Here is a 20,815-nt window from a genome sequence, read left to right on the forward strand (position 1 = left end):
AAATTTCCATGAATCAGGACAAAATAGTAGCCATCAAAAAAGCAATAGCTCAGGCTAAAGCCAAGAATAAAGAAGAACTGGAAGCTTTTCGGATGAAATTCATTTCCAAGAAAAGCGTGGTGGGCGAACTTTTTGCTGAAATGGGCAAAATTCCTAATGAAAAGAAGCGCGAGTATGGGCAGCTGATCAATGGGGTCAAGCAGGCGGCTGAAGCAAAATTTCAGGAGCTTATAGATCGGGTCAATGAGTCCTCTAAAAAGTCTAAGTCTGCTGACCTGGATCTTACCTTGCCCCCTTCTAATCAATCCATAGGGGGAATTCATCCACTTACGGCTACAAGACAACGGATCATTGAGATTTTCGAACGTATCGGTTTCAACCTTTCGGAAGGTCCTGAAATCGAAGACGATTGGCATAACTTCACCGCACTCAACTTCCCGGAAAATCACCCTGCCCGCGAGATGCAGGACACCTTTTTCATCGAGAAAAACCCGGATATCGCCTTGCGGACGCATACTTCTTCCGTACAGGTACGGGTGATGGAAAATCAAAAGCCACCGATTAGAACGCTTTCTCCGGGAAGAGTCTATCGAAACGAAGCTATTTCCGCGCGTGCACATTGCATCTTCCATCAGGTCGAGGGGCTTTATGTAGATGAGAATGTTGGTTTCGCCGATTTAAAAAATACGCTCTATCATTTTGCGAAGGAGATGTTTGGAAAAGGGACTAAAGTTCGGTTCAGACCCTCCTATTTCCCTTTCACTGAGCCAAGTGCGGAGATTGATATTTCTTGTCTGCTTTGTGGAGGTAAAGGCTGCAATGTCTGTAAGGGTACCGGCTGGGTCGAAATCGGAGGCTCCGGCATGGTTGATCCTAACGTTCTGGAAAACTGCGGAATCGACTCGAATAAATATACCGGCTTTGCCTTTGGTATGGGAATCGAGCGGATTGCTATGCTTAAGTATCAGATCAAGGATCTACGACTATTCACTGAGAACGACGTAAGGTTCCTGAGGCAATTCAGACCCCTACTTTAATGTAGCATTTCAAATCATTAAGAACCTCTTCCACCTAGAAGAGGTTTTTTTGTTGTTTTTACTTTTTCTGATATGGGGTGTATTTCTATGAATCTCCTTCGAAAGGACCTGTTTCTCAGTCAGTAGTGACATTTTTCAAAAAAAATTGAAAAAATTTTAAAATTTTTTTCGCCCTTGATTTTCAGCGCTTTTACATTTTATCACCAGAAAAAAGCTTCATTTATGACCTTTTTTGATAATGGTACAATTTGAAGAAAAATAAGACAATTTTTAGCTGGAATTGATTTCTTGGCCATGATAAAAATCACTTGTCCAAAAGAATAAATGATATAAATTTCCATCGAACAGAAGAATATTTAGAATATCATTTTGCTGTATTCGATATACAAAAAATAATATTCTAAAATTTGAAATACAGAAATATCAATTCATAAGGCAAAATAGACCTGTTGAAATCTACATTAATTGAAAAGCTTTAAAACCACATATTATTTCGTAACGCTAGCTCTCCTCTTGAGCTTAGTCGTGGTTTCCAACGCCCTTGGACAATATGCCTTTGAAATTCCAAAATCCGAGAATGACCGGATCTTGAGTTTTAACGGAATCCAAGTCGATGTAAGTGGAAAGCTTGCTCTATGTTCACACAGCGAACGAGGATCTATCATTTTAGATGTCACGGGAGGAGTTCCTCCTTATACTTTCCTATGGAACACCAAGGAAACAACTCAAAACAGAGGCAATCTGTATGCGGGTACTTACACAGTTGAGATTACAGACTCTCAAGGATTGAAGCACATTGAGAATATAGTGGTACAGCCTCCATTTCCATTAATCCTCAATCCAGTGGAAAAAACTGACGCATCTTGCGGTTCTTCTGCTGATGGCTCAGCGAAGATTTCCGTCAAAATCGGTCGTGGAGAGCCATATAAAGTGACTTGGAGCCATGGTCTTCAGGATTCTTGGGAGGCTAATGACTTGAAGCCAGGAACTTATATAGTCACAGTAGCCGATAGATACAACTGTGATGTGTCTATGAGTTTTCAAATCAACTCAAAGGAGGCTGGGATGCAGGTCACTGAATCGGTTGTTGATGCAAGCTGTGCAGGTAAAAATGATGGGTCTATCACCTTGAATGTTTCTGGCGGACAAGCACCATACACTTATATATGGAGTAATGGGATAAAGTCAAAGGATCTATCAAATGTATCTGCTGGAATCTACGATGTGCTTATTCAAGATCAAGGCGGATGCACCATGCAGGCTAGTTATCGAGTGGAAGAGCCCAAGTCCATGGAAGTAGAAGCAGAGTTTATCAATCCAAGTTGCTCTTCTGATTCCAATGGTACAATCGATCTAAATGTAATCGGTGGTACTGCGCCTTATACGATTACTTGGAATAATGGGGCCAGTGGAGCGGAATTGGAAAACCTTCCTGCAGGAATTTATTCTGCTAGAATTACCGATGCTTCTGGTTGTTTTATAGATCAGCAAGTAGAATTGAAAGCTGAATCTGCATTGAGTCTGGATCTAATTGAGATTTCAAATCAAAGCTGCACCGGCGAAGCAGACGGAGCAATAAAAATCGCTCACAAAGGAGGCAAGGGCCAAGTCACCGTTACATGGGCAGACGGAGTATCTGGTGAATTGAACCGAACAGGTTTAGCTGCCGGTACTTATGAAGTAAGCATAACTGATGAGTCGGGATGTACTATTAGCGGAAGTTATAGTGTGTCTCAATCTGAAGCTGTCACTGCTCGGATAGAATCTGCACTAGATGTGAACTGTGAGCAGGGAAGTGTCACCGGTCATGCATGGGTTTCCATTACAGGAGGCAAGGAGCCTTTCACGATTTCTTGGAGTTCCGGGGAAAAGAACACTCGAGAAATCAACTATTTCCAAGCGGGTGTGGTGGAAGTGACCGTAACTGACGCTACGGGTTGTAGTTCAAATGTTTCTGCAGTTCTTGATTTTCCTTCTCAAATCAATCAAAGTGGAAGATTAGACTTTAAGTACAGAAAGCTTCAAATTACCACAGAGCCTGAGGTATTTATTGATGAAGAAATCCTTTTTGAGAGTCAAATAAGTCCAGAGATAATCGCGTGGGAATGGAGCTTTGGAGACGGTGTTTCTTCCACAGAAAAAGATCCAATACACGTTTATCAAGACCCAGGGACATACGAAGTGAAACTTACCGGGTATGATATCTTTGGTTGCTCCACCGATGAGGTGAGCAGTGTTCAGGTAATTACCGCTGAAGCTCAGGTAGTGATTCCAAACGCCTTTACTCCAAATGGAGATGGATTAAATGACACCTTTATTCCTAAAATTAAGAATATCAAATCCTTTACTCTGGAGATTTTCAATACTTGGGGAGAGAAAATGTTCTTCACCAATTCTCCCGAAAGCAAAGGATGGGACGGTACCTATAAAGGTCAACTCCTACCTGCTGGGAATTACCTCTATCGAATCACCTATACCGATCAAGACTCCAACCAAAAGGAGAAAACAGGAGGAGTCACCCTAATCCGATAAATCAGAGTAAGGGAAGAGTTTCCATTTCTCTTGTTTTGATAATTTTCAGCTGGAGTATTTCTCATGCTCTAGACTGCTTTTTGACTTTATCCCCTCCAGCTATTCCACAGCTATTGGCTACCATCCTGGACAAATAGGTTATTATTTTTTCGGGCTTGATCTACTTATTCAAGATTACCAAAGCCTAAATACTTACTAGCTCTTTCCTACACAATTTATGCTTTCGAGATTTTTCTGGAGAAAGTATTTAAGCAAATTATACAGCTGATTAAAAACTGATTCTCATTTATTCGGGGATCCTTACAATTCTTTGGGGTGATTTCTTCTAAAATGTAGGATTCCAGACGGGTCAAAAAATTTTATAATTGACAGTAAATCAAATGATTTTCTGATTGTTAGGTTGTTTCCAAATTATTTTTTTTAAAAAAATTCAAATTTTTTTTAAGCCTGATTTTCAAGACAATTTCATTTCATATCCAGAAAAAAGTTTCATTTATGACCTTTTTTGATAATGGTATAATTTGAAGAAAAATAAGACAATTTTTAGCTGTATTTCATTTTTTCGAGCTAATTGAAAATGCTTGTTTTAAAGAATAATGTACATATATTTAAATCGAACAAGGCAATTAATAGAATATCATTTTGCTGTATATGATTTACATAAAATAATATTCTAAAAAATGAAATACAAAATATTCGATTTATAAATCAAAAACACCATCCTGAAATTCTTCAAAAGTGAAAAACACACGGCTACCATATCAATTATCGATTTCCGCTCCTTTTCAGGATGGGGTAATCAAATCTGATGGCTTGGCTCAGTTTGCATTTGAATCTCTTCAAGTAGAAAACCTCAAGCCTCACCATAATCAGCAAAGATTATTAAGAAGGCTTTATTTGTTGATCGCCTTTTGTATTGCCAGCTTGAGCCTTCAGGCCCAGGATGTGCAGTATTCTCAGTTCTATGCTAATCCACTCTATCTCAATCCAGCTATGGCCGGATCTACTGAGATGACTCAGATTGGTGTCAATTATCGAAACCAGTGGCCAGGATTGGATCAGTCCTTCAATTCTTATTCTGCCTATATTGATCATTATATTTTTGGAGCAAATAGTGGAGTGGGTTTGATTTTCAACCAGTCTGATCAAAGCATGGCCAATTTGAGTATTACGGAAATAGGTGCTGCTTATTCTTACCGTGCTCGCTTAGGCTTCCGTTCCTTTCTCCGTGTAGGTGGTCAGGTGAGCTACCAAGATCGAGATGCCTATTTCGGCGATATGATTTTCGGTAGTCAAATAGATGATCAAACTGGTGCAATTGGTGATTTTTCGGGTGAAAACCTAGGAGAAGATATGCGTCATCAGTTTGTGGACTATAGTTTCGGAATGCTTTTCCACAATGAAAATATTTGGTTTGGAGCTTCTGCACACCATGTAACCCAGCCGAACATTTCATTCATCGATGGAGAAATCAGCGAGTTGCCGCTCAAGCTATCTGCTCACGGTGGAGTCAAATTTGATCTTTCTGGAGGAAATTCCCGTGCATTCTATAATCAGCGAACTGGTACAAGAGAATTGACCTTTGCTTTCAATTATAAGAATCAAGGACCCTTCACACAGCTTGATCTAGGAACACAAGTAAATATCCAGCCTTTAGTTCTTGGAGTTTGGTATCGAGGAATCCCTGTTGGTCAAAGCGCTCTTCCAAATAATGAAGCAGTCATTGCATTGGTGGGTATTTCGCTAGGTGGAGGATTGGATGTGGGTTATAGTCATGACTTTACACTTTCATCATTGGGCAATGCAAATACCGGTGGTGCTCACGAAATTTCTATTCGATATAGTTTCCTTGCAGGTAATGCCAAAGGAGCAGGCCGAAAGTCCTCCATGCCTTGCTTCAAATATTAAGTTTCTCATAAACAATGCTTGGTTAAAAGGGCTTTAATTATCATAAAGCCCTTTTTTTATGCCAAAAACGCTACGCTTAATTCTTGGAGATCAATTGAATCAATCGCATTCTTGGTTTGAGGAGAAAAGTGATGATCACATTTACCTCATGGCCGAGATGCGACAGGAGACGGATTATGTAAATCACCACGTTCAAAAAGTCTTGGCCTTTTTTGACTCGATGCGGAATTTTGCTTCCGAAATCGAAACTCAGGGCCATCAAATGCGCTATTTCAAATTAGATGATCCGAAAAACCCGCAGGATCTCGAAAAATTGATTCAGCAGCTTGTGAATGATGAAGGGATCGAAAAGTTTGAATACCAACTGCCCGATGAATACCGCCTCGACGAGCAATTGCGCTCAATTTGCAAGAACCTGAAGATTTCTACCGATTCGGTCGATTCAGAGCATTTTCTTACTAAAAGAGCATTTTTGGAAGAATTTTTCAAAGGAAAGAAAACCTACCTGATGGAGTCATTCTATCGGGAGATGCGAAAAAAATATGACATCCTGATGGATGGCAAGGAACCTGTGGAGGGAAAATGGAATTTTGATCATGAAAACCGCTCTGCTCTCAAGGATTCCAAGCTCCTAAAAAAACCCAAAGCACATCCAAAGGATCTTTCGGGACTATTGGAAATGCTGGAAAAATCCGGTGTGAAAACCATCGGGAAGGTTGATGCTGAAAATTTCCCCTGGCCTACGAGTAGAAAAGAGTGTTTGGAGGTGCTAGACCATTTCTGCAAAAATCTACTGATTCATTTCGGAGATTATCAGGATGCTTTGACAACTTGGGACGCCTTTTTATTCCATTCCAGATTGAGTTTTGCGATGAATAGTAAGATGCTGTCTCCGCTGGAGGTGGTACAGAAAGTAGAAAGCTATTGGGAAGGTCACCGAAAGGAAATTTCTATCTCTCAAGTAGAAGGTTTTATCCGGCAAATTATTGGTTGGCGAGAGTATATGAGAGGTGTGTATTGGGCCAAAATGCCCGATTATGCAGAGATGAATTTCTTCGGCCATGATCGTAAGCTTCCGGATTGGTTTTGGACTGGAAAGACCAAAATGAAATGTCTTTCGGAGGCCATCGGTCAATCGCTTGACTTGGCCTATGCACATCATATTCAGCGATTGATGGTCACGGGTAACTTTGCTTTGCTAGCAGGAATCCATCCCGATGAGATTGATAAGTGGTATTTGGGTATTTACATCGATGCGATCGAGTGGGTGGAGATTACCAATACCCGGGGCATGAGTCAATTTGCAGATGGTGGAATCGTTGGCACCAAGCCGTATGTTTCCTCTGCCAATTACATTAAAAAACAAGGCAATTACTGTGATCATTGTGCCTATAATCATAAAGAGAAAGTGGGCGACAAGGCCTGTCCCTTCAATAGCTTGTATTGGCATTTTTACGAGAGAAATCGGGAGAAATTGGAAAAGAATCCACGGATTGGAATGGCCTATCGGACACTTGATAAGCTGAAAAACAAGCAGGAAATTTTAGAACAGGCGGAGAGCTATCTTTCAAATATTAATGAGCTTTAGAAAAAGAGCTCATGAAGGAACCTTCCCGGTGAAAAGGTAAACCCTCCAGCGATCAAAATTGCACCGATGTAAAGCAACACCATTTTGCGCTGATGGCTTTTTACTTTTCCTTTTCGAATGGCTAAGAAAGCTGTCGGCACAGTCCAAAGCACTAGAAAACAGAAAAGGTGAATCCAACCAAAATGTCCTAGGAAAACGGGTCCAACACGTGCCTCCATAAACAAAGCCAGAATCGCTGTGATAATCATCAAGACCATGTAAATGGCACCCAACTTTCGATGAAAAAGTCCACCTTTCTTGGCAAGTAATAAATATGCGCCCAAAAATACACATGGAACCACTGTGGCTAAATGCAGGTACATTAAAATCTCGTAAACCATTGGCTTAATTTAATTGAAAGATAAAGCAAAAGACCCCAAGAGAAAATAATTATCAGAATTGCCGCTATCAATACCCAGCACCGGCCCTGTCAGCCAACGCCCCTCTAATCTGAAGGTGGCAATTTTTCCCAATTTCCAGTCACCATTCAGTGAAATGCCACTTGTCTGGATTCCTTGGTCGATGAGGCTCGTAGCGATAGCCTGAAATGGATCATTGTAATATTCGAAGCGAAGGGCTGAAGCTATTTTTTCTGAAAACTGTCTCTGTAGAATGGCAGACATCCCCCACCAATTACGATCAAAATCAAAGGCCAAAGTCCTTCTACCTCCATCCAATCCGGCGATGAGTCTCCAGCCTTCACCAAGCTTAAAATCCCCATAGAAATTAGTAAAGTACAGCATCGTTTCAGCTTCCAAGGGTTGATCAGTTCCTATGAATGTGCTCCAATTCAATTTGATGTTTTCGTTGGGAGTATATGTGGCTTGAGTGCCAAAAGAAGGTCTATTTCTCCCTGGAATGGCTCTAATGCGCTGCCAGCCATTCAGATACAAAAAGGCAAAGTACCAGCGCTCATCCTTTTGCCAGCTTAGCTGTAAGCCCGTTTCAAAATAGGGACTATTCTCGGCAATGATCGATCGAGATAAAGTCAGGTTTTCTGTCGATACGGCATTTTCAAAGCCAATGTGTGATGGAAGCACTCCAGCATCTATCCAAAACTTTCTGTTCTTGTCCAGAGCCACGCCCACATTCGCCTGATGAATCCATTGAAAGAGTTCGGGTTCGTTGGCATAATTATCCCGGGCATAGGTTCCCTGCTGAATTCCCAAGTTAGCCCGAAGGTAGTCGGTTTTTACCCCCAGCGTTACCAAGGCCAAATTGATACCCATCCGGTTTTGGTTGGTATGATTGTAAAGAAAAGGAAGCCTGTTTTCCACACCCATTTGATCGACAAAATCATATCCATAGTAGACATCCAAAAAGGCCGAGATATCAAATTGTAATGAATTTGTAGAATTCTCTTGAGCAAAGGCAGGCGATGAAAAAACAAGAAGGAATATCAGGAGTGATTTTCTCATGTCTTTTTGTTTTCCTCTAGAACGACTCGGGTTCGTGGAAGTGCGGCAGGGTAGTTTTTCTGCAAGAATTCAATCATTTTTTCCCGGACGTGCACACGCAAGTCCCAAGCAGTCGGCGAGTTCTTGGCAGAAACTAAGATTCGACTCTCCACGGTGCGCTCCTTAGCATCTGTCACCTGTAAAACCTTTACTTTTTTATCCCAAAGCGGGGTATTTTCAAGAATCCGATCCAGCTCTTCACGAAGTGCATCGAAAGGAACCGAATAATCTGTATAAAGAAATACCGATCCAATGATGTCCGCTGAGGTCCTAGTCCAGTTTTGAAAGGGTTTTTCCAAAAAGTAGGTTGTCGGTAGCACCAGTCTACGTTGATCCCAAATCCTGACCACAACATAGGTCAGATTGATCTCCTCGATCCAGCCCCATTCACCTTCGACCACCACGGCATCATCCAGCCGAAAAGGCTGAGCGAATGCAATCTGAATTCCTGCGACCAATGTGCCGATGGCTTTCTGAGCTGAAAAACCAATGATGATACCAGCTACTCCTGCTGAGGCAAAAAGCCCGACACCGATTTTACGGATGGGTTCAAAAGAGACCAAAATCAACCCAATTCCAAGAATGATAATAATAAAATTGACAATCTTTTGAAGGATGTTAAGCTGGGTGTAGACTTTTCTGGCTCGGAGATTATTCTCTTGACTGATATCAAACTGCTTCAAGAATACTCGTTTCAAAATACCTGTCAAGACCAAGAGACACCAGGTAAAACCTAGAATAATCAAGATGGTATTGATATGGGGTAGGACTGAAAATAAACCGGTCCAGTTAGCAGATTCTTCACGGAAGTAGATTTTTGCAAGTACTAATACCAGCGTGACCAAAAAGGGAATTATTAGTCGTCGGAAATTTTTCATGTAAAAATAGGTTGAGCGAATTAGTAAAATAAGGAAGGATCAGGTCTAATCAAAAAAAAGCCCTTCTTGCCTAAAGCAAGGAGGGCTCTTGTGAATTTTTTATGGATCAATTAATCACCAATCCATTCTGCTACAAATAAGTTGGTATCTCGTGTACCGCCATTGTTTCGGTTGGATGAGAAAACTAGGTGTTTTCCATCATTAGAGAATACAGGGAAGGCATCGAAAGTGTCATTTTCGGTAATTCTCACTAGTCCTGTTCCGTCCAAATTAATCATGTACAGATTAAAAGGAAATCCTCTTTCTGTATGATGATTGGAGGCGAAAATGATTTTTTCTCCCGAAGGATGAAAAAACGGTGCCCAGTTAGCCTGACCCAAATCGGTGATTTTCTGAATATCACTTCCATCCACATTGGAAACATAAAGCTCCATTTCGGTCGGCTTCACCAGTCCTTCAGCCAAAAGCTCTAGATATTCGGCTTTTTCCTCCTCTGTTTGTGGGCGAGAAGCACGCCATACTAGCTTGCTGCCGTCAGGTGAGAAAAAAGCTCCTCCATCATATCCCAGATCAGAAGTGATTTGCTTGACATCCGATCCATCAATATTCATAGTGAAAAGCTCCAAATCACCGGTTCGCATGGAAGTGAAGACGATTTTGTCCCCTTGGGGAGATAGAGTGGCCTCTCCGTCATAGCCAGGATCATTGGTGAGTTGAGCTAAAATATTGCCCTCCAAATCTGCGGTGAAAATATCATAGCTATCATAGATCGGCCAAACGTACTTGCCATCTGATCTTCGCTCGGGTACAGGAGGGCAGTCATCTCCTCCCAAATGGGTGGAGGCATAGACGATACTTTGGTTTCCCGGAAGAAAATAGGAGCAGGTAGTTCGCCCAAGTCCTGTAGAAAGGCGTTGAGGCATAATGTTTTTGAGGTCGTCTGTTTTCCAGTTGGTGTAGAAAATTTGATCGCACTCAGCTCCCCAACCTGAATAATCGGATTGGAAAACGAGCATTTCATCATCAAATGACCAGTAAGCTTCAGCATTATTCCCTCCGAAAGTCAACTGCTTGATATTTCGAAGGTATTTCATTTCATTTTCCGAAAGAAGCGCGGAATCCAAAGCCGTATGTGTTGGAGTGCTCTCTGCCGTTTGCTCGGAATTTTTTGGCACACAGGCGATGATTAAAATCAATAAAAGCGGGAAATAGAAACGCATAGAAATCTTCAGTTTGTATTTATTGCAGCGCGAAGATACCAATTATTATCTTTGGGCTAAATCAAAATAGAACCATGAAGCAATATCAAATAGTTGGACTTATTGGAGCTTTGGCTTTTGCCTGCCAATCCGCCCCGAGTGATACAGATTTAATCAATGATCTTAAAAAGGATGTGACCTACTTAGCTGCTGACCAATTAGAGGGTCGGGCCATTGGTACTGATGGTGAAGTAAAAGCTGCGGAGTATTTGGCTGAGCGCTTCAGTGAGATCGGGATTTCGCCCAAAGGCACAGACGGTTTTTTTCAGGAATTTACCGTTTCTAAGCCAAGCAATCCTCATGAGGAGGCAGTGATTGGTACAGATGGGGAGGGTGTCACAGGCCGAAATGTGATAGGTTTTATCGACAACCAAGCTGCTCAGACTATCGTGATTGGAGCTCATTTTGATCACCTTGGGTATGGTGGATCAGGCTCTCTGCATCGAGGTGACTCTGCGATTCATAATGGTGCGGATGATAATGCTTCCGGGACGGCTGCCTTAGCAGCATTGGCTGAGCTATTGGTGGATGAAAAGCGCCAGTCTAATTTTCTGTTTATCGCCTTTTCCGGAGAGGAAAATGGCCTTTGGGGTTCCAATTATTTTGTAAAAAACCCTACCATCGATCTAGAAACAGTCAATTATATGATCAATATGGACATGGTTGGCCGTCTAAACGAGGAAAAAACTTTGGCGATCAATGGAGTTGGTACCAGTCCTAGCTTTGTTCCGGCATTGGATCTGGTCAATAGCGACAGTCTCAAGTTGGTTATTTCAGAATCTGGCGTAGGTCCTTCAGACCATACGTCTTTTTATCTGCAGGACTTGCCGGTTTTACACTTTTTCACCGGTCAGCATGAAGACTACCACCGTCCCTCGGATGACTCTGAGAAGATCAACTATGAGGGCTTACTTCAGGTGGTTCGATACATTGATCGACTGATTGAGCAGCTTGACACGGAGCCAAAATTAGCTTTTACTAAAACGAAAGACAGTTCCGGTGATTCTCCAAGATTTACAGTTACACTTGGGGTAGTTCCGGATTATTTATATGATGGAAAAGGAATGCGAATTGATGGAGTATCCGAAGATAAACCAGCCCAAAAAGCAGGTTTGCAAAAAGGGGATATTGTAGTTCAGTTGGGAGACTCTACGATCGTGGATATGATGAGTTATATGCGGGCTTTGGGAGCTTTTCAACCGGGACAAGAAACGCAGGTGGCTTATGAGCGGGATGGTAAAAGAGTAGAGACTAAGGTGAGGTTTTAGTTTAAGGTTCAGGGTTCAGGGTTCTGAGTTCAAGGTTCATTGTTCATCAACGCATGATGGCTGATAGAAAAGATTGAGGTTTCCATTCCCCTCGTAAATCGTAGTTCGTAAATCTTACTTTTCCTATGTGCCTCTGTGGTGAAAAAAGACCACTGTTATGGACCTTCTTCGATATTCAGTATTCATCATTCGATGTTCGAAATTTTTCCCATTCAAAGAGTTCTGATTCTAAGGATCAGGGTTCATTGTTCATCTACACTTGATGGCTGGTAGAAAAGATTGAGGTTTCGTTTCCGTCGTTAATCCTTCTTCCCTCTTCTTATTTATTTTTAACTTTATTAAAAATTTTAATCAAGTTAAATCCCATTTCCCTTGTCTAGATCCGCCAAGCTTCTCTTTTTCTTTTTTATTTCCAGTATCCTATGGAGTTGTTCCAATTCTACTTCCAATGAATCCGAAGATGTTCCTTCAAAAGGGCCAGTAATTATGGCCTACTATGTGCCGGAGCGGAATTTTCAGCCAGAGGAAATTCCTGTAGAAAAGCTGACACATATAATTTTTTCTTTCACACACGTCGTTGATGGGGAAATGAAGTTTAGAAATCCAGAAAATTCAGGTCCCAAATTAGAGGCTTTGGTCAGGCAAAAAGAGCGAAATCCAAATCTGAAAGTCATGATCGCTTGTGGAGGTTGGGGTGCTGATGGATTTTCGGACATGGCTTTGACAGCCGAAAGCCGTACCAAATTCATTCAAAGTGTCCGGGATTTCATTGCCAAATATCAACTAGACGGTATGGATATGGATTGGGAATATCCAGGGATATCCGGAGCTGGAACCAAAGCACGGGATGAGGATACGCAGAACTTCACGGCACTGATGAAAGGGCTTCGGGAGATGTTGGACAGTTTCGAATCACCCAAAATATTGACCTTTGCCTCGGCTGGCTGGAAGCGATATTTTGATTTTGTGGAAATGGAAGAGGTCATGAAATATGCTGATTTCACCAATGTGATGACCTATGATCAAGTATCTGGCGTGTCCATTTACACAGGGCATCATACGCCCCTGGGCAAAATGAGCGCGAATGATGTAAATGAGACTCCATTTGGGTCTCACTTGGATAGCTTGTATCAAAGTGGAGAAAACTTGGATCCTCATCCCAGATCAGCCCAGAAAATTGTCGATTTTCTAATTGAAGAAGGGGTAAACCCAGAGCAAATTGTCATAGGCGGAGCATTTTATGGCCGAGTTTGGAAAGGTGTTCCTCCAGCCCATAATGGTTTGTACCAGCTAAGTGGAGGCTTACATATTGGTTGGATGGCCTATCACCGGATTCGTGATGAATATGAGGTTGATGCTAGTTTCGAGCGATTTTGGGATGAAAAAGCCCAAGCTCCATACATGTATAATCAAGAGGATAGTCTTTTTGTCTCCTACGATGATACAGTTTCAGTTGCCTTGAAAACCAAGTATGCTATGGAAAAGGGTTTGGGAGGCATCATGTTCTGGGAATTGGGTAACGACACCAAAGAATCGGGTTCTTTGTTGGATGCGATTTATAAGGCAGCTAATTAATGTATCAAAAAGTCGAATAAATCTATCAGTGGTGAGAATAAGCGAAATATCAATAGAGCCTTGCAATGGTCAAGAAATAAAATTTATCTCAGATGGTTTGAATGAGTTCAACCTCAGTCAGGTGCCCCCTCTTGCTCCAAACTGGACCTCTTTTGATTTTGTGGCAAAAACGAAGGAAGGAGTGGAGATCGGTGGGATTCTTGGGGGAATAGGTTACTGGAATGGGTTGGAAATTCGGGCCCTTTGGGTCCATGAAAAATATAGAGGGATGGGCCTTGGAAGCCGGATTTTAGCCTATATCGAGACTCTTGCTAGAAAAAAAGGAGCCGTAATCGCTATGCTGGATACATTTGATTTTCAGGCAGAGAAATTTTACTTAAAAAATGGTTATCAGCCTATCGGAGAGATCAAGGACTTTCCAATGGGCCATAGAAGAATCTATTTTTCGAAAAGGCTTTGATTAAATCCTTCTCAGGTTAGCTGCAGGCAATTTTATTTACTCGCTTGCTATGGCGACCTCCTTCAAACTCAGTCGTCAGAAAAATATCCACTTGGTTTTCTGCTTGCTCATAGGGGATAAAACGGGCGGGAATGGCGATCACATTTGCGTCGTTGTGACGTCGTGCAAGTGATGCAATGGCTTCATTCCAGCAGAGAGCAGCTCGAATTCCCTGATGCTTATTGGCAGTAATGGCTACCCCATTTCCACTTCCACAGATGACGATGCCTTTTTCAAATTCTCCACTTTCCACAGCGCTGCAAAGCGGATGTACATAGTCAGGGTAATCGACTGAAGCATCAGAGAATGGGCCAAAATCTTTGACCTCATAGCCAGACTTTTCAAGCTTCTGGATTAGTTGAGTTTTATATTCAAACCCGGCATGGTCACCGCCAATTGCTATTTTTCTGGACATAGTGGATAAGATTTTATTTATCAATTAGATGGTTTTAAGCTATAGGATACAAAATATGTATTCAATTACTCGTCGTCAAATTGTCTTTCGTACTCAGCTTCTTTGAGTGCACGTTTCTTTTCCAGGCGCTTCGCAATGGTAATCCCTGCCTCATACAGCACCAAAATCGGCATCGCAATCAGCAACTGAGATATCACATCAGGAGGGGTAATTACCGCTGCCAATACCAATATCACAACAATGGCATGCCGACGATAAGTTCGGAGCATTCCTGAAGTCACCAAACCACTCATAGACAGAAAATAGATCACTACCGGAAGCTGAAACATGATAGCTGATGCAAGCACCAACATAGTCAAAGTCGTCACATAGGAAGTGATATCGAATTCATTGAGAATGGAAGGGTCCAGTCTATAGTTAGAAAGGAAGTTGATCGAAAGCGGAGATAGGATATAATATCCAAAAGCAGCACCAAGGAAGAACAGCAAACTCACGAAGAAAACAGCTCCTCTTGCAGCATTTTTTTCTTGATCGTAAAGCCCTGGACTGATAAATCGCCAAACCTCCCAAAATACGTAGGGAAAGGCCACAATAAAACCTACCACAAAACTGGAAGTCATGTGCATGGAGAACTGTCCAGTCATCTGCCTACTTTGGATGGTGAAAGGAAGTTCATCGATGCAAAGCGCCGGTATATTGAGTGACATGGCGATGTCACACAAGACTCGGTAAGTCAGAAAATCAATTTTGGATGGGCCCAAAATGATGATTCCAAATACGATGCTTTTGGAGAGAAAGGCTATGACTGTGAAAATCAAAATCGCAGCTACCGATCGCAATAAGTGCCATCGTAGTGCTTCCAAATGATCCAAGAAGGACATTCCTTCTTCCTCTTCCTGTAGTTGGTCTAATGCCACGATTTAAATTTGGGTAATTAATACAATGGAAACTGAACCATCCATTCGTTTACTTCTGATCGGATTTGATTGAGAATAGCCTCGTCACTATGATTCATAAGGGCTTTGTCGATCAATTGGACGATTTTAGTCATATCCTTTTCTTTCAGACCACGGGTCGTCACGGCAGCAGTACCTACGCGCATGCCGGAAGTCACAAAAGGGGACTTAGTGTCAAAAGGCACCATGTTTTTGTTGATCGTGATATCTACCTTACCGAGTGTCTCTTCAGCGATTTTTCCAGTCAGATCCTTATTCCGAAGATCAATTAGCATCAGGTGGTTATCAGTCCCTCCAGAAATTAGCTTATAGCCTAATTTCACAAATTCTTCTGCCATGACAGCAGCGTTCTTTTTCACCTGAAGAATATATTCCATGTATTCGTCAGAAAGTGCTTCCTGAAAAGCCACCGCCTTAGCAGCAATGATGTGTTCCAATGGTCCACCCTGAGTACCCGGGAATACGCCCATGTCTAGTAAAGAAGACATTTTTCGGATTTCACCTTTGGGAGTTTTAATACCCCATGGATTATCAAAATCCTCCCGCATCAAAATCAAACCTCCTCTAGGTCCACGCAAGGTTTTGTGGGTAGTAGTCGTGACAATATGACAAAACTCCAATGGGTCATTCAAAAGGCCTCTGGCAATCAGTCCTGATGGATGGGATATATCTGCCAATAAGATGGCTCCTACTTGGTCTGCGATATCTCGAAGACGCTCATAATCCCAATCTCTTGAATAGGCAGAAGCTCCGCAAATCAACATTTTGGGTTTTACTTCCAATGCAGTGGCTTCCACCTTGTCATAATTAATGACTCCCGTCTCCTCTTCCACACCGTAAAAGTGAGGTTCATATAATTTTCCCGAGAAGTTGACAGGAGAACCGTGAGTCAGGTGTCCACCGTGAGCAAGGTCAAATCCCAAAATAGCGTCACCAGCCTTTAGGCATGCAAGCATTACTGCTGCATTGGCCTGAGCTCCTGAGTGAGGCTGCACGTTAGCCCAAGTAGCTCCGAAAAGCTCTTTGGCACGATCGATAGCAATTTGCTCAATTTCATCTACTACCTCACATCCTCCATAATAGCGCTTTTTGGGCAGGCCCTCCGCGTATTTATTTGTCAATACGCTACCTGCTGCCTCCATCACCTGCTTTGAAGTGAAGTTTTCGGAGGCGATCAATTCGATTCCGCGCTTTTGTCTGTCTTCTTCTCTGTCGATGAGATCAAATACTACCTTATCTCTTTGCATAATTTGTGGGATTGATTGCCTACTGGAAATTTGCTCCTGAGGGCTTAACACTTACAAGGTTCAAAAATAGCCCGAAACTCCCGATAATCCAATGTAGCAAGCAAGGGAAATGAAGATGGATTTTTTTATCCAAAAGAAGGTCTTTCTCAAAGCTTTGGAAGGATGTCTCCATCACATTTTTGCTAATTTCGCTATATGCTTGATTTCAAATTCCGACCAGAAACCTATTTCTCAGAAGGCAGCAATTCAGTGCTACTGGTGAAGCTTCACTATCCGGAGAGTCAATGGGGAGAGCAAATCAGTATTTACGCCCATGCACTCGATCGAATGATACAGCTTGAGGTCGTTGATTTTTATGGAAATGAGTATCTATTATATCCTTCGAAGGTGGAAGAGCCGATGAATTTAGAAGATTTGATTTATCTGATCGAAGGAATGCAGGTCAATCAGGATGAAATGGATGGAAAAATGGAATTGGTGCTGGATGGGATACCTGAGGCTAGTAGTGACTTTTATCCCGATTTGGAAACTTATTTTGCCGAAAAGCGAAAAAATTTTGGGCTTGAATAATTCAAGCCGAGTATGAATAGCAATGCTTGCTTAAAAGTCTGAAAGCCCAAGCTTCGGCTCAGCTACCTGCTGTGTTCGAAACCAAAGCTCATAAGTCTCAAAATCCAGGCAGTCCTTCAAAAGCAATCCTTGATAGCGAACACTCTTCAGACAATTTTTGGGAATCCAAGATCTCAACTTTCGGGCTTGATCTCCCTGAAGTTGGGAAAGCTGAATCCAGTTAGTTCCGTTGATAAAAATCGGTATAAGTTTGGTCATGGCTTTTTATCTTGATACAAAACTAGTCTGATTATCAAGCTGCTACAATGATGCCAAATTATTTTTATGTTAATAAAAGTTGAGATTTATAAATTGCCTCAATGATCGCCCCTTTCATCGCTTTAGCTTGTCTCTTTTTAGGTTTGTATCTCCAGCGAAAGCCGGGTTTTCCAGTGGAGCGGGCGATTTTTTGGGTCAATAGCTATCTATTTAACCTAGTACTTCCTGCCCTAGCCTTGCTTTACATTCCGCAAATTGAACCGGGATGGAATTTGCTAATTCCTATTTCGGCAGCTTGGTTGACCTTTTTTCTCTCCTGGGCGTTATTTGGTATCCTGGGAAAAGTACTGGGTTGGACACGGGAAGTAACCGCTTGCCTTGCCATTGTTGCCGGTTTGGCAAATACTTCCTTTTTGGGATTCCCGGTGATTGAAGCATTGTATGGAAAAGCAGGCTTGCCGGTGGCTTTGCTAATGGATCAAGGTGGATCCTTCTTGCTAGTTTCCTCGATGGCTATTGTCATCGCCTCCCTATATAGCCATCAAAAGGGAAATCTCAGTGCTATTCCCTTGAAAATTATCAAATTTCCTCCCTTTGGTTTTTTGATCGGTACACTTGTGATGAGTTTGTTGGGATTGAAAACGCCGGAAGGTCTTATTCCGATTTTGACTTGGATCGGAAAGACCATGGCTCCGATTGCTTTGTTGGCAATTGGCCTCCGATTTCGGATAGTTAAAGGAGACCTGAAATCCCCCTATTTCTGGTTAGGATTGAGTTATCGACTGATTTTGGCTCCTGTGATTGTCTTTCTGATTTATCGGAATTTTCTAGACCCGCAGGAACTGACATTCAAGGTCACCGTATTGGAATCGGCCATGGCACCCATGATCACTGGCTCCATTGTTGCTATTAATTATAATCTGGCACCTAGATTAGCTGCTTTACTTTCCGGCTTGGGAATGGTGATCTCCGTTTTTACTCTTGGGATTTGGTATTGGTTTTTAGGCTGACCAGATTCGATTCAATTCAATCAAAAACTCATCGTGAATTTTAGAATTGGTCGCGACAATCTGCCGGCCGAAGATATAATCTCCTCCTCCTAGAAAATCCGTCACTTTTCCTCCAGCTTCCTGCACGATCAAAGCTCCCGCCGCTACATCGTAGGAATTCAGGTTATATTCAAAAAAGCCCTCCAATCTTCCCGATGCGACATAAGCTAAATCAACAGCAGCAGAGCCAAATCTTCGAAGCCCATGCGTCGATTGCATAAGCGATTTCAGAGCCGCTAGGTATTTATCGATTTGCTCAAAATTGTAATAAGGAAATCCCGTAGCAATCAGGGACGCGGCCAAATTTGGAGCGGCACTCACCTGAATCGGTGTTTCATTGCAGAATGCTCCTCCACCTTTGATAGCGTAAAAGCACTCGTGGAGATTAATTTCATATACTACTCCCAAGATCACCTCATCCCGTTCCATCAAAGCAATACTGACAGAAAATACCGGAATACCGTGGATAAAATTCGTAGTACCATCCAAAGGATCAATTACCCAATTGTAAACTTCCGAACGTGTAGTATTGGTGCCTTCTTCGGTGATAAAACCAGCTTCAGGAAAAATTTTTGATAATTGATCCACGATTTGTCGCTCAGCCTCTTTATCGACATAGGATACCAAATCATTGAAGCCCTTGTGCTCCACATTTTTGACATCAAAATGCTGCCGTTCTTTGCGGATAAATGCACCGACTGACTTGGCCACCTCTTGGGTTTGCTCCAAGAGTCTCTTTAATTCCGAATCTTTCATACTCTGGTGGCTTTCTAAAGCTTAAAATATCTATTTGCTGTTTTTACTTTTCCCGTATTTAGCCATTCGCTTTTCTTCGCGGCTTTCCTTCTGCTCGGGTTTTCCTACTACGGTCAGGACGATTTCTCCTTTGAGGATATTTGTCTGATAGTATTCGATGAGTTCATCGAGACTACCTCTGACATTTTCCTCATGGAGTTTGGTCAGCTCGCGGGATACACAAGCTTGACGATCCCCACCAAAAGCTTCTGCAAGCTGCTCCAAAGTTTTGATTAATCGATGGGGGGATTCATAAAAAATCATGGTGCGACTTTCTTCCATCAAGGCATCAATTCTAGTTTTCCGGCCTTTTTTATGAGGAAGAAATCCTTCGAATACAAAACGGTCATTAGGTAGTCCTGAATTGACCAAGGCAGGTACGAAGGCGGTTGCTCCCGGTAAACTTTGTAGCTCCAGTCCAGCCGCAATGACCTCTCGTACTAATAGAAAGCCAGGGTCAGAAATCCCCGGAGTACCCGCATCGGAAACCAAGGCAAAGATTTCCCCTTTATTCATCCGTTCCACCAATTTTTCAACTGCTTTGTGCTCGTTGAAAATGTGGTAGGATTGAAGATTATTGGAGATTTCCAGATGCTTGAGCAATTGCCCCGTAGTGCGGGTATCTTCAGCGAGAATCACATCTACGGACTTGAGAACCTCCAGCGCACGAAGGGTAATATCCTTTAAGTTGCCGATTGGAGTCGGTACAAGGAAGAGACTGATAGTCGGTGATTCACTCATCCTAGGATGGCATCTATCGCTTTAGCCAGTTTTCGATCTTTATCCGTGACAGTATTTCCTTCATCGTGGGTGGTCAGCTCGATTTCTACGGTATTGTACACATTGCTCCAGTTGGGATGGTGCTGCTGTGCTTCCGCCAAAAATGCCACTCGGGTCATGAAGGCAAATGCCTCTTGAAAATCATTGAATTTGAATGTTCGCTTGAGTCGGTTATTTTCTTCTTTCCACATTGGATTTTGGGTTTAAACCCGAAATATGCATTAGACTTCTTATTATGAGTCCAAACCGCTTTAAAATCAATCGCTTTGCTGCATTTAGCTCAATCACCGTAGCGTAGCTATGCCTCATTCGCCAAATGCTTGATTTTATTGCGGTTTGATCTCTCACTACAGACTCTAATACATAATCCGGGTTAAAGTGAAATTACTCCCTCTATATTCGAGGCTTTTTCATAGTAGCTGATGACCTCATCAGCGCTTTGAACCATCATCTGAATGGTGGTACTAATGTATTTTCCTCCTGAACTAGGCTTGATTGTTAGTTCATTTTTTGGAAAAATCGCAGCTACTTCTGATTCCTGCCCATTGGGCACGATGAATTTAAACATATACAACATAGGAAAATCCCCATGCGCTTCTAGTTTCTCTTTGAAGTTGGTTTTGTTAAATGGCTTTTGCATTGTATTCCTTTCTAAACCTATACTCAAAAAGAAACCCATGTCGATCGACATGGGTTCCCGTTTTG

General features: G+C 42.1%; 21 protein-coding genes. 9 read left to right on the plus strand and 12 right to left on the minus strand.

Annotated features, from left to right (window positions below; translation table 11 throughout):
• Positions 1-8: 8 nt before the first annotated feature.
• The 4 genes from OU792_RS05425 (at position 9) to OU792_RS05440 (ending at position 7,065) form a co-directional block, all read left to right on the plus strand.
• Positions 9-1,037: a phenylalanine--tRNA ligase subunit alpha gene (locus OU792_RS05425; RefSeq protein ID WP_134200203.1), complete on the plus strand. Its 1,029-nt coding sequence runs from the start codon at positions 9-11 to the stop codon at positions 1,035-1,037.
• 465 nt (positions 1,038-1,502) lie between these two features.
• The gene (locus OU792_RS05430; protein ID WP_274669684.1) at positions 1,503-3,569 is read left to right on the plus strand and encodes a T9SS type B sorting domain-containing protein; all 2,067 of its coding nucleotides are present in this window, start codon (positions 1,503-1,505) and stop codon (positions 3,567-3,569) included.
• 897 nt (positions 3,570-4,466) lie between these two features.
• Entirely contained in the window at positions 4,467-5,477 is a 1,011-nt protein-coding gene (locus OU792_RS05435; protein WP_274669708.1) for a PorP/SprF family type IX secretion system membrane protein, read from the plus strand.
• Positions 5,478-5,535: 58 nt separating this feature from the next.
• Positions 5,536-7,065 carry a cryptochrome/photolyase family protein gene (locus OU792_RS05440; RefSeq protein WP_134200207.1) on the plus strand — a complete coding sequence of 510 codons (1,530 nt, stop codon included), beginning with the start codon at positions 5,536-5,538 and terminating at the stop codon, positions 7,063-7,065.
• Here the strand turns inward: OU792_RS05440 and OU792_RS05445 are convergent.
• The 4 genes from OU792_RS05445 to OU792_RS05460 form a co-directional block, all read right to left on the minus strand.
• Entirely contained in the window at positions 7,062-7,445 is a 384-nt protein-coding gene (locus OU792_RS05445) for a DUF2306 domain-containing protein (RefSeq protein ID WP_134200209.1), read from the minus strand. The genes OU792_RS05440 and OU792_RS05445 overlap by 4 nt on opposite strands.
• 9 nt (positions 7,446-7,454) lie before the next feature.
• Positions 7,455-8,522: a porin gene (locus tag OU792_RS05450; RefSeq protein WP_134200211.1), complete on the minus strand. Its 1,068-nt coding sequence runs from the start codon at positions 8,520-8,522 to the stop codon at positions 7,455-7,457.
• Positions 8,519-9,439, minus strand: coding sequence for a mechanosensitive ion channel family protein (locus tag OU792_RS05455; protein ID WP_134200213.1), 921 nt, complete (start codon positions 9,437-9,439; stop codon positions 8,519-8,521). The genes OU792_RS05450 and OU792_RS05455 overlap by 4 nt, the downstream gene beginning before the upstream one ends.
• A gap of 110 nt (positions 9,440-9,549) precedes the next feature.
• On the minus strand, positions 9,550-10,659 hold the full coding sequence (locus tag OU792_RS05460) for a TolB family protein (protein ID WP_134200215.1): 1,110 nt from the start codon (positions 10,657-10,659) through the stop codon (positions 9,550-9,552).
• Positions 10,660-10,733: 74 nt separating this feature from the next.
• On the opposite strand from OU792_RS05460, the gene OU792_RS05465 reads away from it, so the two are divergent.
• The 3 genes from OU792_RS05465 to OU792_RS05475 all read left to right on the plus strand — a co-directional run bounded on the left by OU792_RS05465 (position 10,734) and on the right by OU792_RS05475 (position 14,001).
• Positions 10,734-11,966, plus strand: coding sequence for a M28 family peptidase (locus OU792_RS05465; protein WP_274669685.1), 1,233 nt, complete (start codon positions 10,734-10,736; stop codon positions 11,964-11,966).
• Between the two features lie 372 nt (positions 11,967-12,338).
• A complete protein-coding gene (locus OU792_RS05470) occupies positions 12,339-13,541 on the plus strand; it encodes a glycoside hydrolase family 18 protein (protein ID WP_274669686.1) in 1,203 nt (400 codons plus the stop codon).
• A 31-nt stretch (positions 13,542-13,572) separates the two neighbouring features.
• A complete protein-coding gene (locus OU792_RS05475; protein ID WP_274669687.1) occupies positions 13,573-14,001 on the plus strand; it encodes a GNAT family N-acetyltransferase in 429 nt (142 codons plus the stop codon).
• Between the two features lie 16 nt (positions 14,002-14,017).
• Here OU792_RS05475 and rpiB read toward each other — a convergent pair whose 3' ends face one another.
• The 3 genes from rpiB to OU792_RS05490 form a co-directional block, all read right to left on the minus strand.
• Complete coding sequence (gene rpiB, locus OU792_RS05480) at positions 14,018-14,455, minus strand: ribose 5-phosphate isomerase B (RefSeq protein ID WP_100628613.1); 438 nt, start codon at positions 14,453-14,455, stop codon at positions 14,018-14,020.
• A gap of 65 nt (positions 14,456-14,520) precedes the next feature.
• Positions 14,521-15,372 (minus strand): twin-arginine translocase subunit TatC, encoded by an 852-nt coding sequence (gene tatC, locus OU792_RS05485; protein WP_100628612.1) that lies wholly within the window; start codon positions 15,370-15,372, stop codon positions 14,521-14,523.
• A 17-nt stretch (positions 15,373-15,389) separates the two neighbouring features.
• Positions 15,390-16,658 (minus strand): serine hydroxymethyltransferase, encoded by a 1,269-nt coding sequence (locus OU792_RS05490; protein WP_026946249.1) that lies wholly within the window; start codon positions 16,656-16,658, stop codon positions 15,390-15,392.
• Between the two features lie 195 nt (positions 16,659-16,853).
• On the opposite strand from OU792_RS05490, the gene OU792_RS05495 reads away from it, so the two are divergent.
• The gene (locus OU792_RS05495) at positions 16,854-17,228 is read left to right on the plus strand and encodes a UDP-glucuronosyltransferase (RefSeq protein WP_274669688.1); all 375 of its coding nucleotides are present in this window, start codon (positions 16,854-16,856) and stop codon (positions 17,226-17,228) included.
• Positions 17,229-17,258: 30 nt separating this feature from the next.
• On the opposite strand, the gene OU792_RS05500 is transcribed toward OU792_RS05495, so the two are convergent.
• A complete protein-coding gene (locus OU792_RS05500; RefSeq protein WP_026946251.1) occupies positions 17,259-17,486 on the minus strand; it encodes a hypothetical protein in 228 nt (75 codons plus the stop codon).
• Positions 17,487-17,587: 101 nt separating this feature from the next.
• On the opposite strand from OU792_RS05500, the gene OU792_RS05505 reads away from it, so the two are divergent.
• Positions 17,588-18,496, plus strand: coding sequence for an AEC family transporter (locus OU792_RS05505; RefSeq protein WP_274669689.1), 909 nt, complete (start codon positions 17,588-17,590; stop codon positions 18,494-18,496).
• Here OU792_RS05505 and OU792_RS05510 read toward each other — a convergent pair.
• The 4 genes from OU792_RS05510 to OU792_RS05525 form a co-directional block, all read right to left on the minus strand.
• On the minus strand, positions 18,488-19,291 hold the full coding sequence (locus OU792_RS05510) for an inositol monophosphatase family protein (RefSeq protein ID WP_026946253.1): 804 nt from the start codon (positions 19,289-19,291) through the stop codon (positions 18,488-18,490). The genes OU792_RS05505 and OU792_RS05510 overlap by 9 nt on opposite strands.
• 30 nt (positions 19,292-19,321) lie before the next feature.
• Complete coding sequence (rsmI, locus tag OU792_RS05515) at positions 19,322-20,071, minus strand: 16S rRNA (cytidine(1402)-2'-O)-methyltransferase (RefSeq protein ID WP_274669690.1); 750 nt, start codon at positions 20,069-20,071, stop codon at positions 19,322-19,324.
• On the minus strand, positions 20,068-20,301 hold the full coding sequence (locus OU792_RS05520; protein WP_274669691.1) for a 4a-hydroxytetrahydrobiopterin dehydratase: 234 nt from the start codon (positions 20,299-20,301) through the stop codon (positions 20,068-20,070). The genes rsmI and OU792_RS05520 overlap by 4 nt, the downstream gene beginning before the upstream one ends.
• 182 nt (positions 20,302-20,483) lie before the next feature.
• A complete protein-coding gene (locus tag OU792_RS05525; protein WP_248602846.1) occupies positions 20,484-20,801 on the minus strand; it encodes a DUF493 domain-containing protein in 318 nt (105 codons plus the stop codon).
• Positions 20,802-20,815: the final 14 nt, after the last annotated feature.

The sequence above is a fragment of the Algoriphagus sp. NF genome (assembly GCF_028823735.1).
GTDB classification, from domain to species: domain Bacteria; phylum Bacteroidota; class Bacteroidia; order Cytophagales; family Cyclobacteriaceae; genus Algoriphagus; species Algoriphagus marincola.

Excerpts from the sequence above, each read along its gene's own strand:
- OU792_RS05425 (WP_134200203.1), top strand. The coding sequence starts at position 9 with ATGAATCAGGACAAAATAGTAGCCATCAAAAAAGCAATAGCTCAGGCT.
- OU792_RS05440 (WP_134200207.1), top strand. The coding sequence starts at position 5,536 with ATGCCAAAAACGCTACGCTTAATTCTTGGAGATCAATTGAATCAATCG.
- OU792_RS05445 (WP_134200209.1), bottom strand. The coding sequence starts at position 7,445 with ATGGTTTACGAGATTTTAATGTACCTGCATTTAGCCACAGTGGTTCCA.
- OU792_RS05450 (WP_134200211.1), bottom strand. The coding sequence starts at position 8,522 with ATGAGAAAATCACTCCTGATATTCCTTCTTGTTTTTTCATCGCCTGCC.
- OU792_RS05455 (WP_134200213.1), bottom strand. The coding sequence starts at position 9,439 with ATGAAAAATTTCCGACGACTAATAATTCCCTTTTTGGTCACGCTGGTA.
- OU792_RS05460 (WP_134200215.1), bottom strand. The coding sequence starts at position 10,659 with ATGCGTTTCTATTTCCCGCTTTTATTGATTTTAATCATCGCCTGTGTG.
- OU792_RS05465 (WP_274669685.1), top strand. The coding sequence starts at position 10,734 with ATGAAGCAATATCAAATAGTTGGACTTATTGGAGCTTTGGCTTTTGCC.
- rpiB (WP_100628613.1), bottom strand. The coding sequence starts at position 14,455 with ATGTCCAGAAAAATAGCAATTGGCGGTGACCATGCCGGGTTTGAATAT.
- OU792_RS05490 (WP_026946249.1), bottom strand. The coding sequence starts at position 16,658 with ATGCAAAGAGATAAGGTAGTATTTGATCTCATCGACAGAGAAGAAGAC.
- OU792_RS05495 (WP_274669688.1), top strand. The coding sequence starts at position 16,854 with ATGCTTGATTTCAAATTCCGACCAGAAACCTATTTCTCAGAAGGCAGC.
- OU792_RS05500 (WP_026946251.1), bottom strand. The coding sequence starts at position 17,486 with ATGACCAAACTTATACCGATTTTTATCAACGGAACTAACTGGATTCAG.
- OU792_RS05505 (WP_274669689.1), top strand. The coding sequence starts at position 17,588 with ATGATCGCCCCTTTCATCGCTTTAGCTTGTCTCTTTTTAGGTTTGTAT.
- OU792_RS05510 (WP_026946253.1), bottom strand. The coding sequence starts at position 19,291 with ATGAAAGATTCGGAATTAAAGAGACTCTTGGAGCAAACCCAAGAGGTG.
- rsmI (WP_274669690.1), bottom strand. The coding sequence starts at position 20,071 with ATGAGTGAATCACCGACTATCAGTCTCTTCCTTGTACCGACTCCAATC.
- OU792_RS05520 (WP_274669691.1), bottom strand. The coding sequence starts at position 20,301 with ATGTGGAAAGAAGAAAATAACCGACTCAAGCGAACATTCAAATTCAAT.
- OU792_RS05525 (WP_248602846.1), bottom strand. The coding sequence starts at position 20,801 with ATGTCGATCGACATGGGTTTCTTTTTGAGTATAGGTTTAGAAAGGAAT.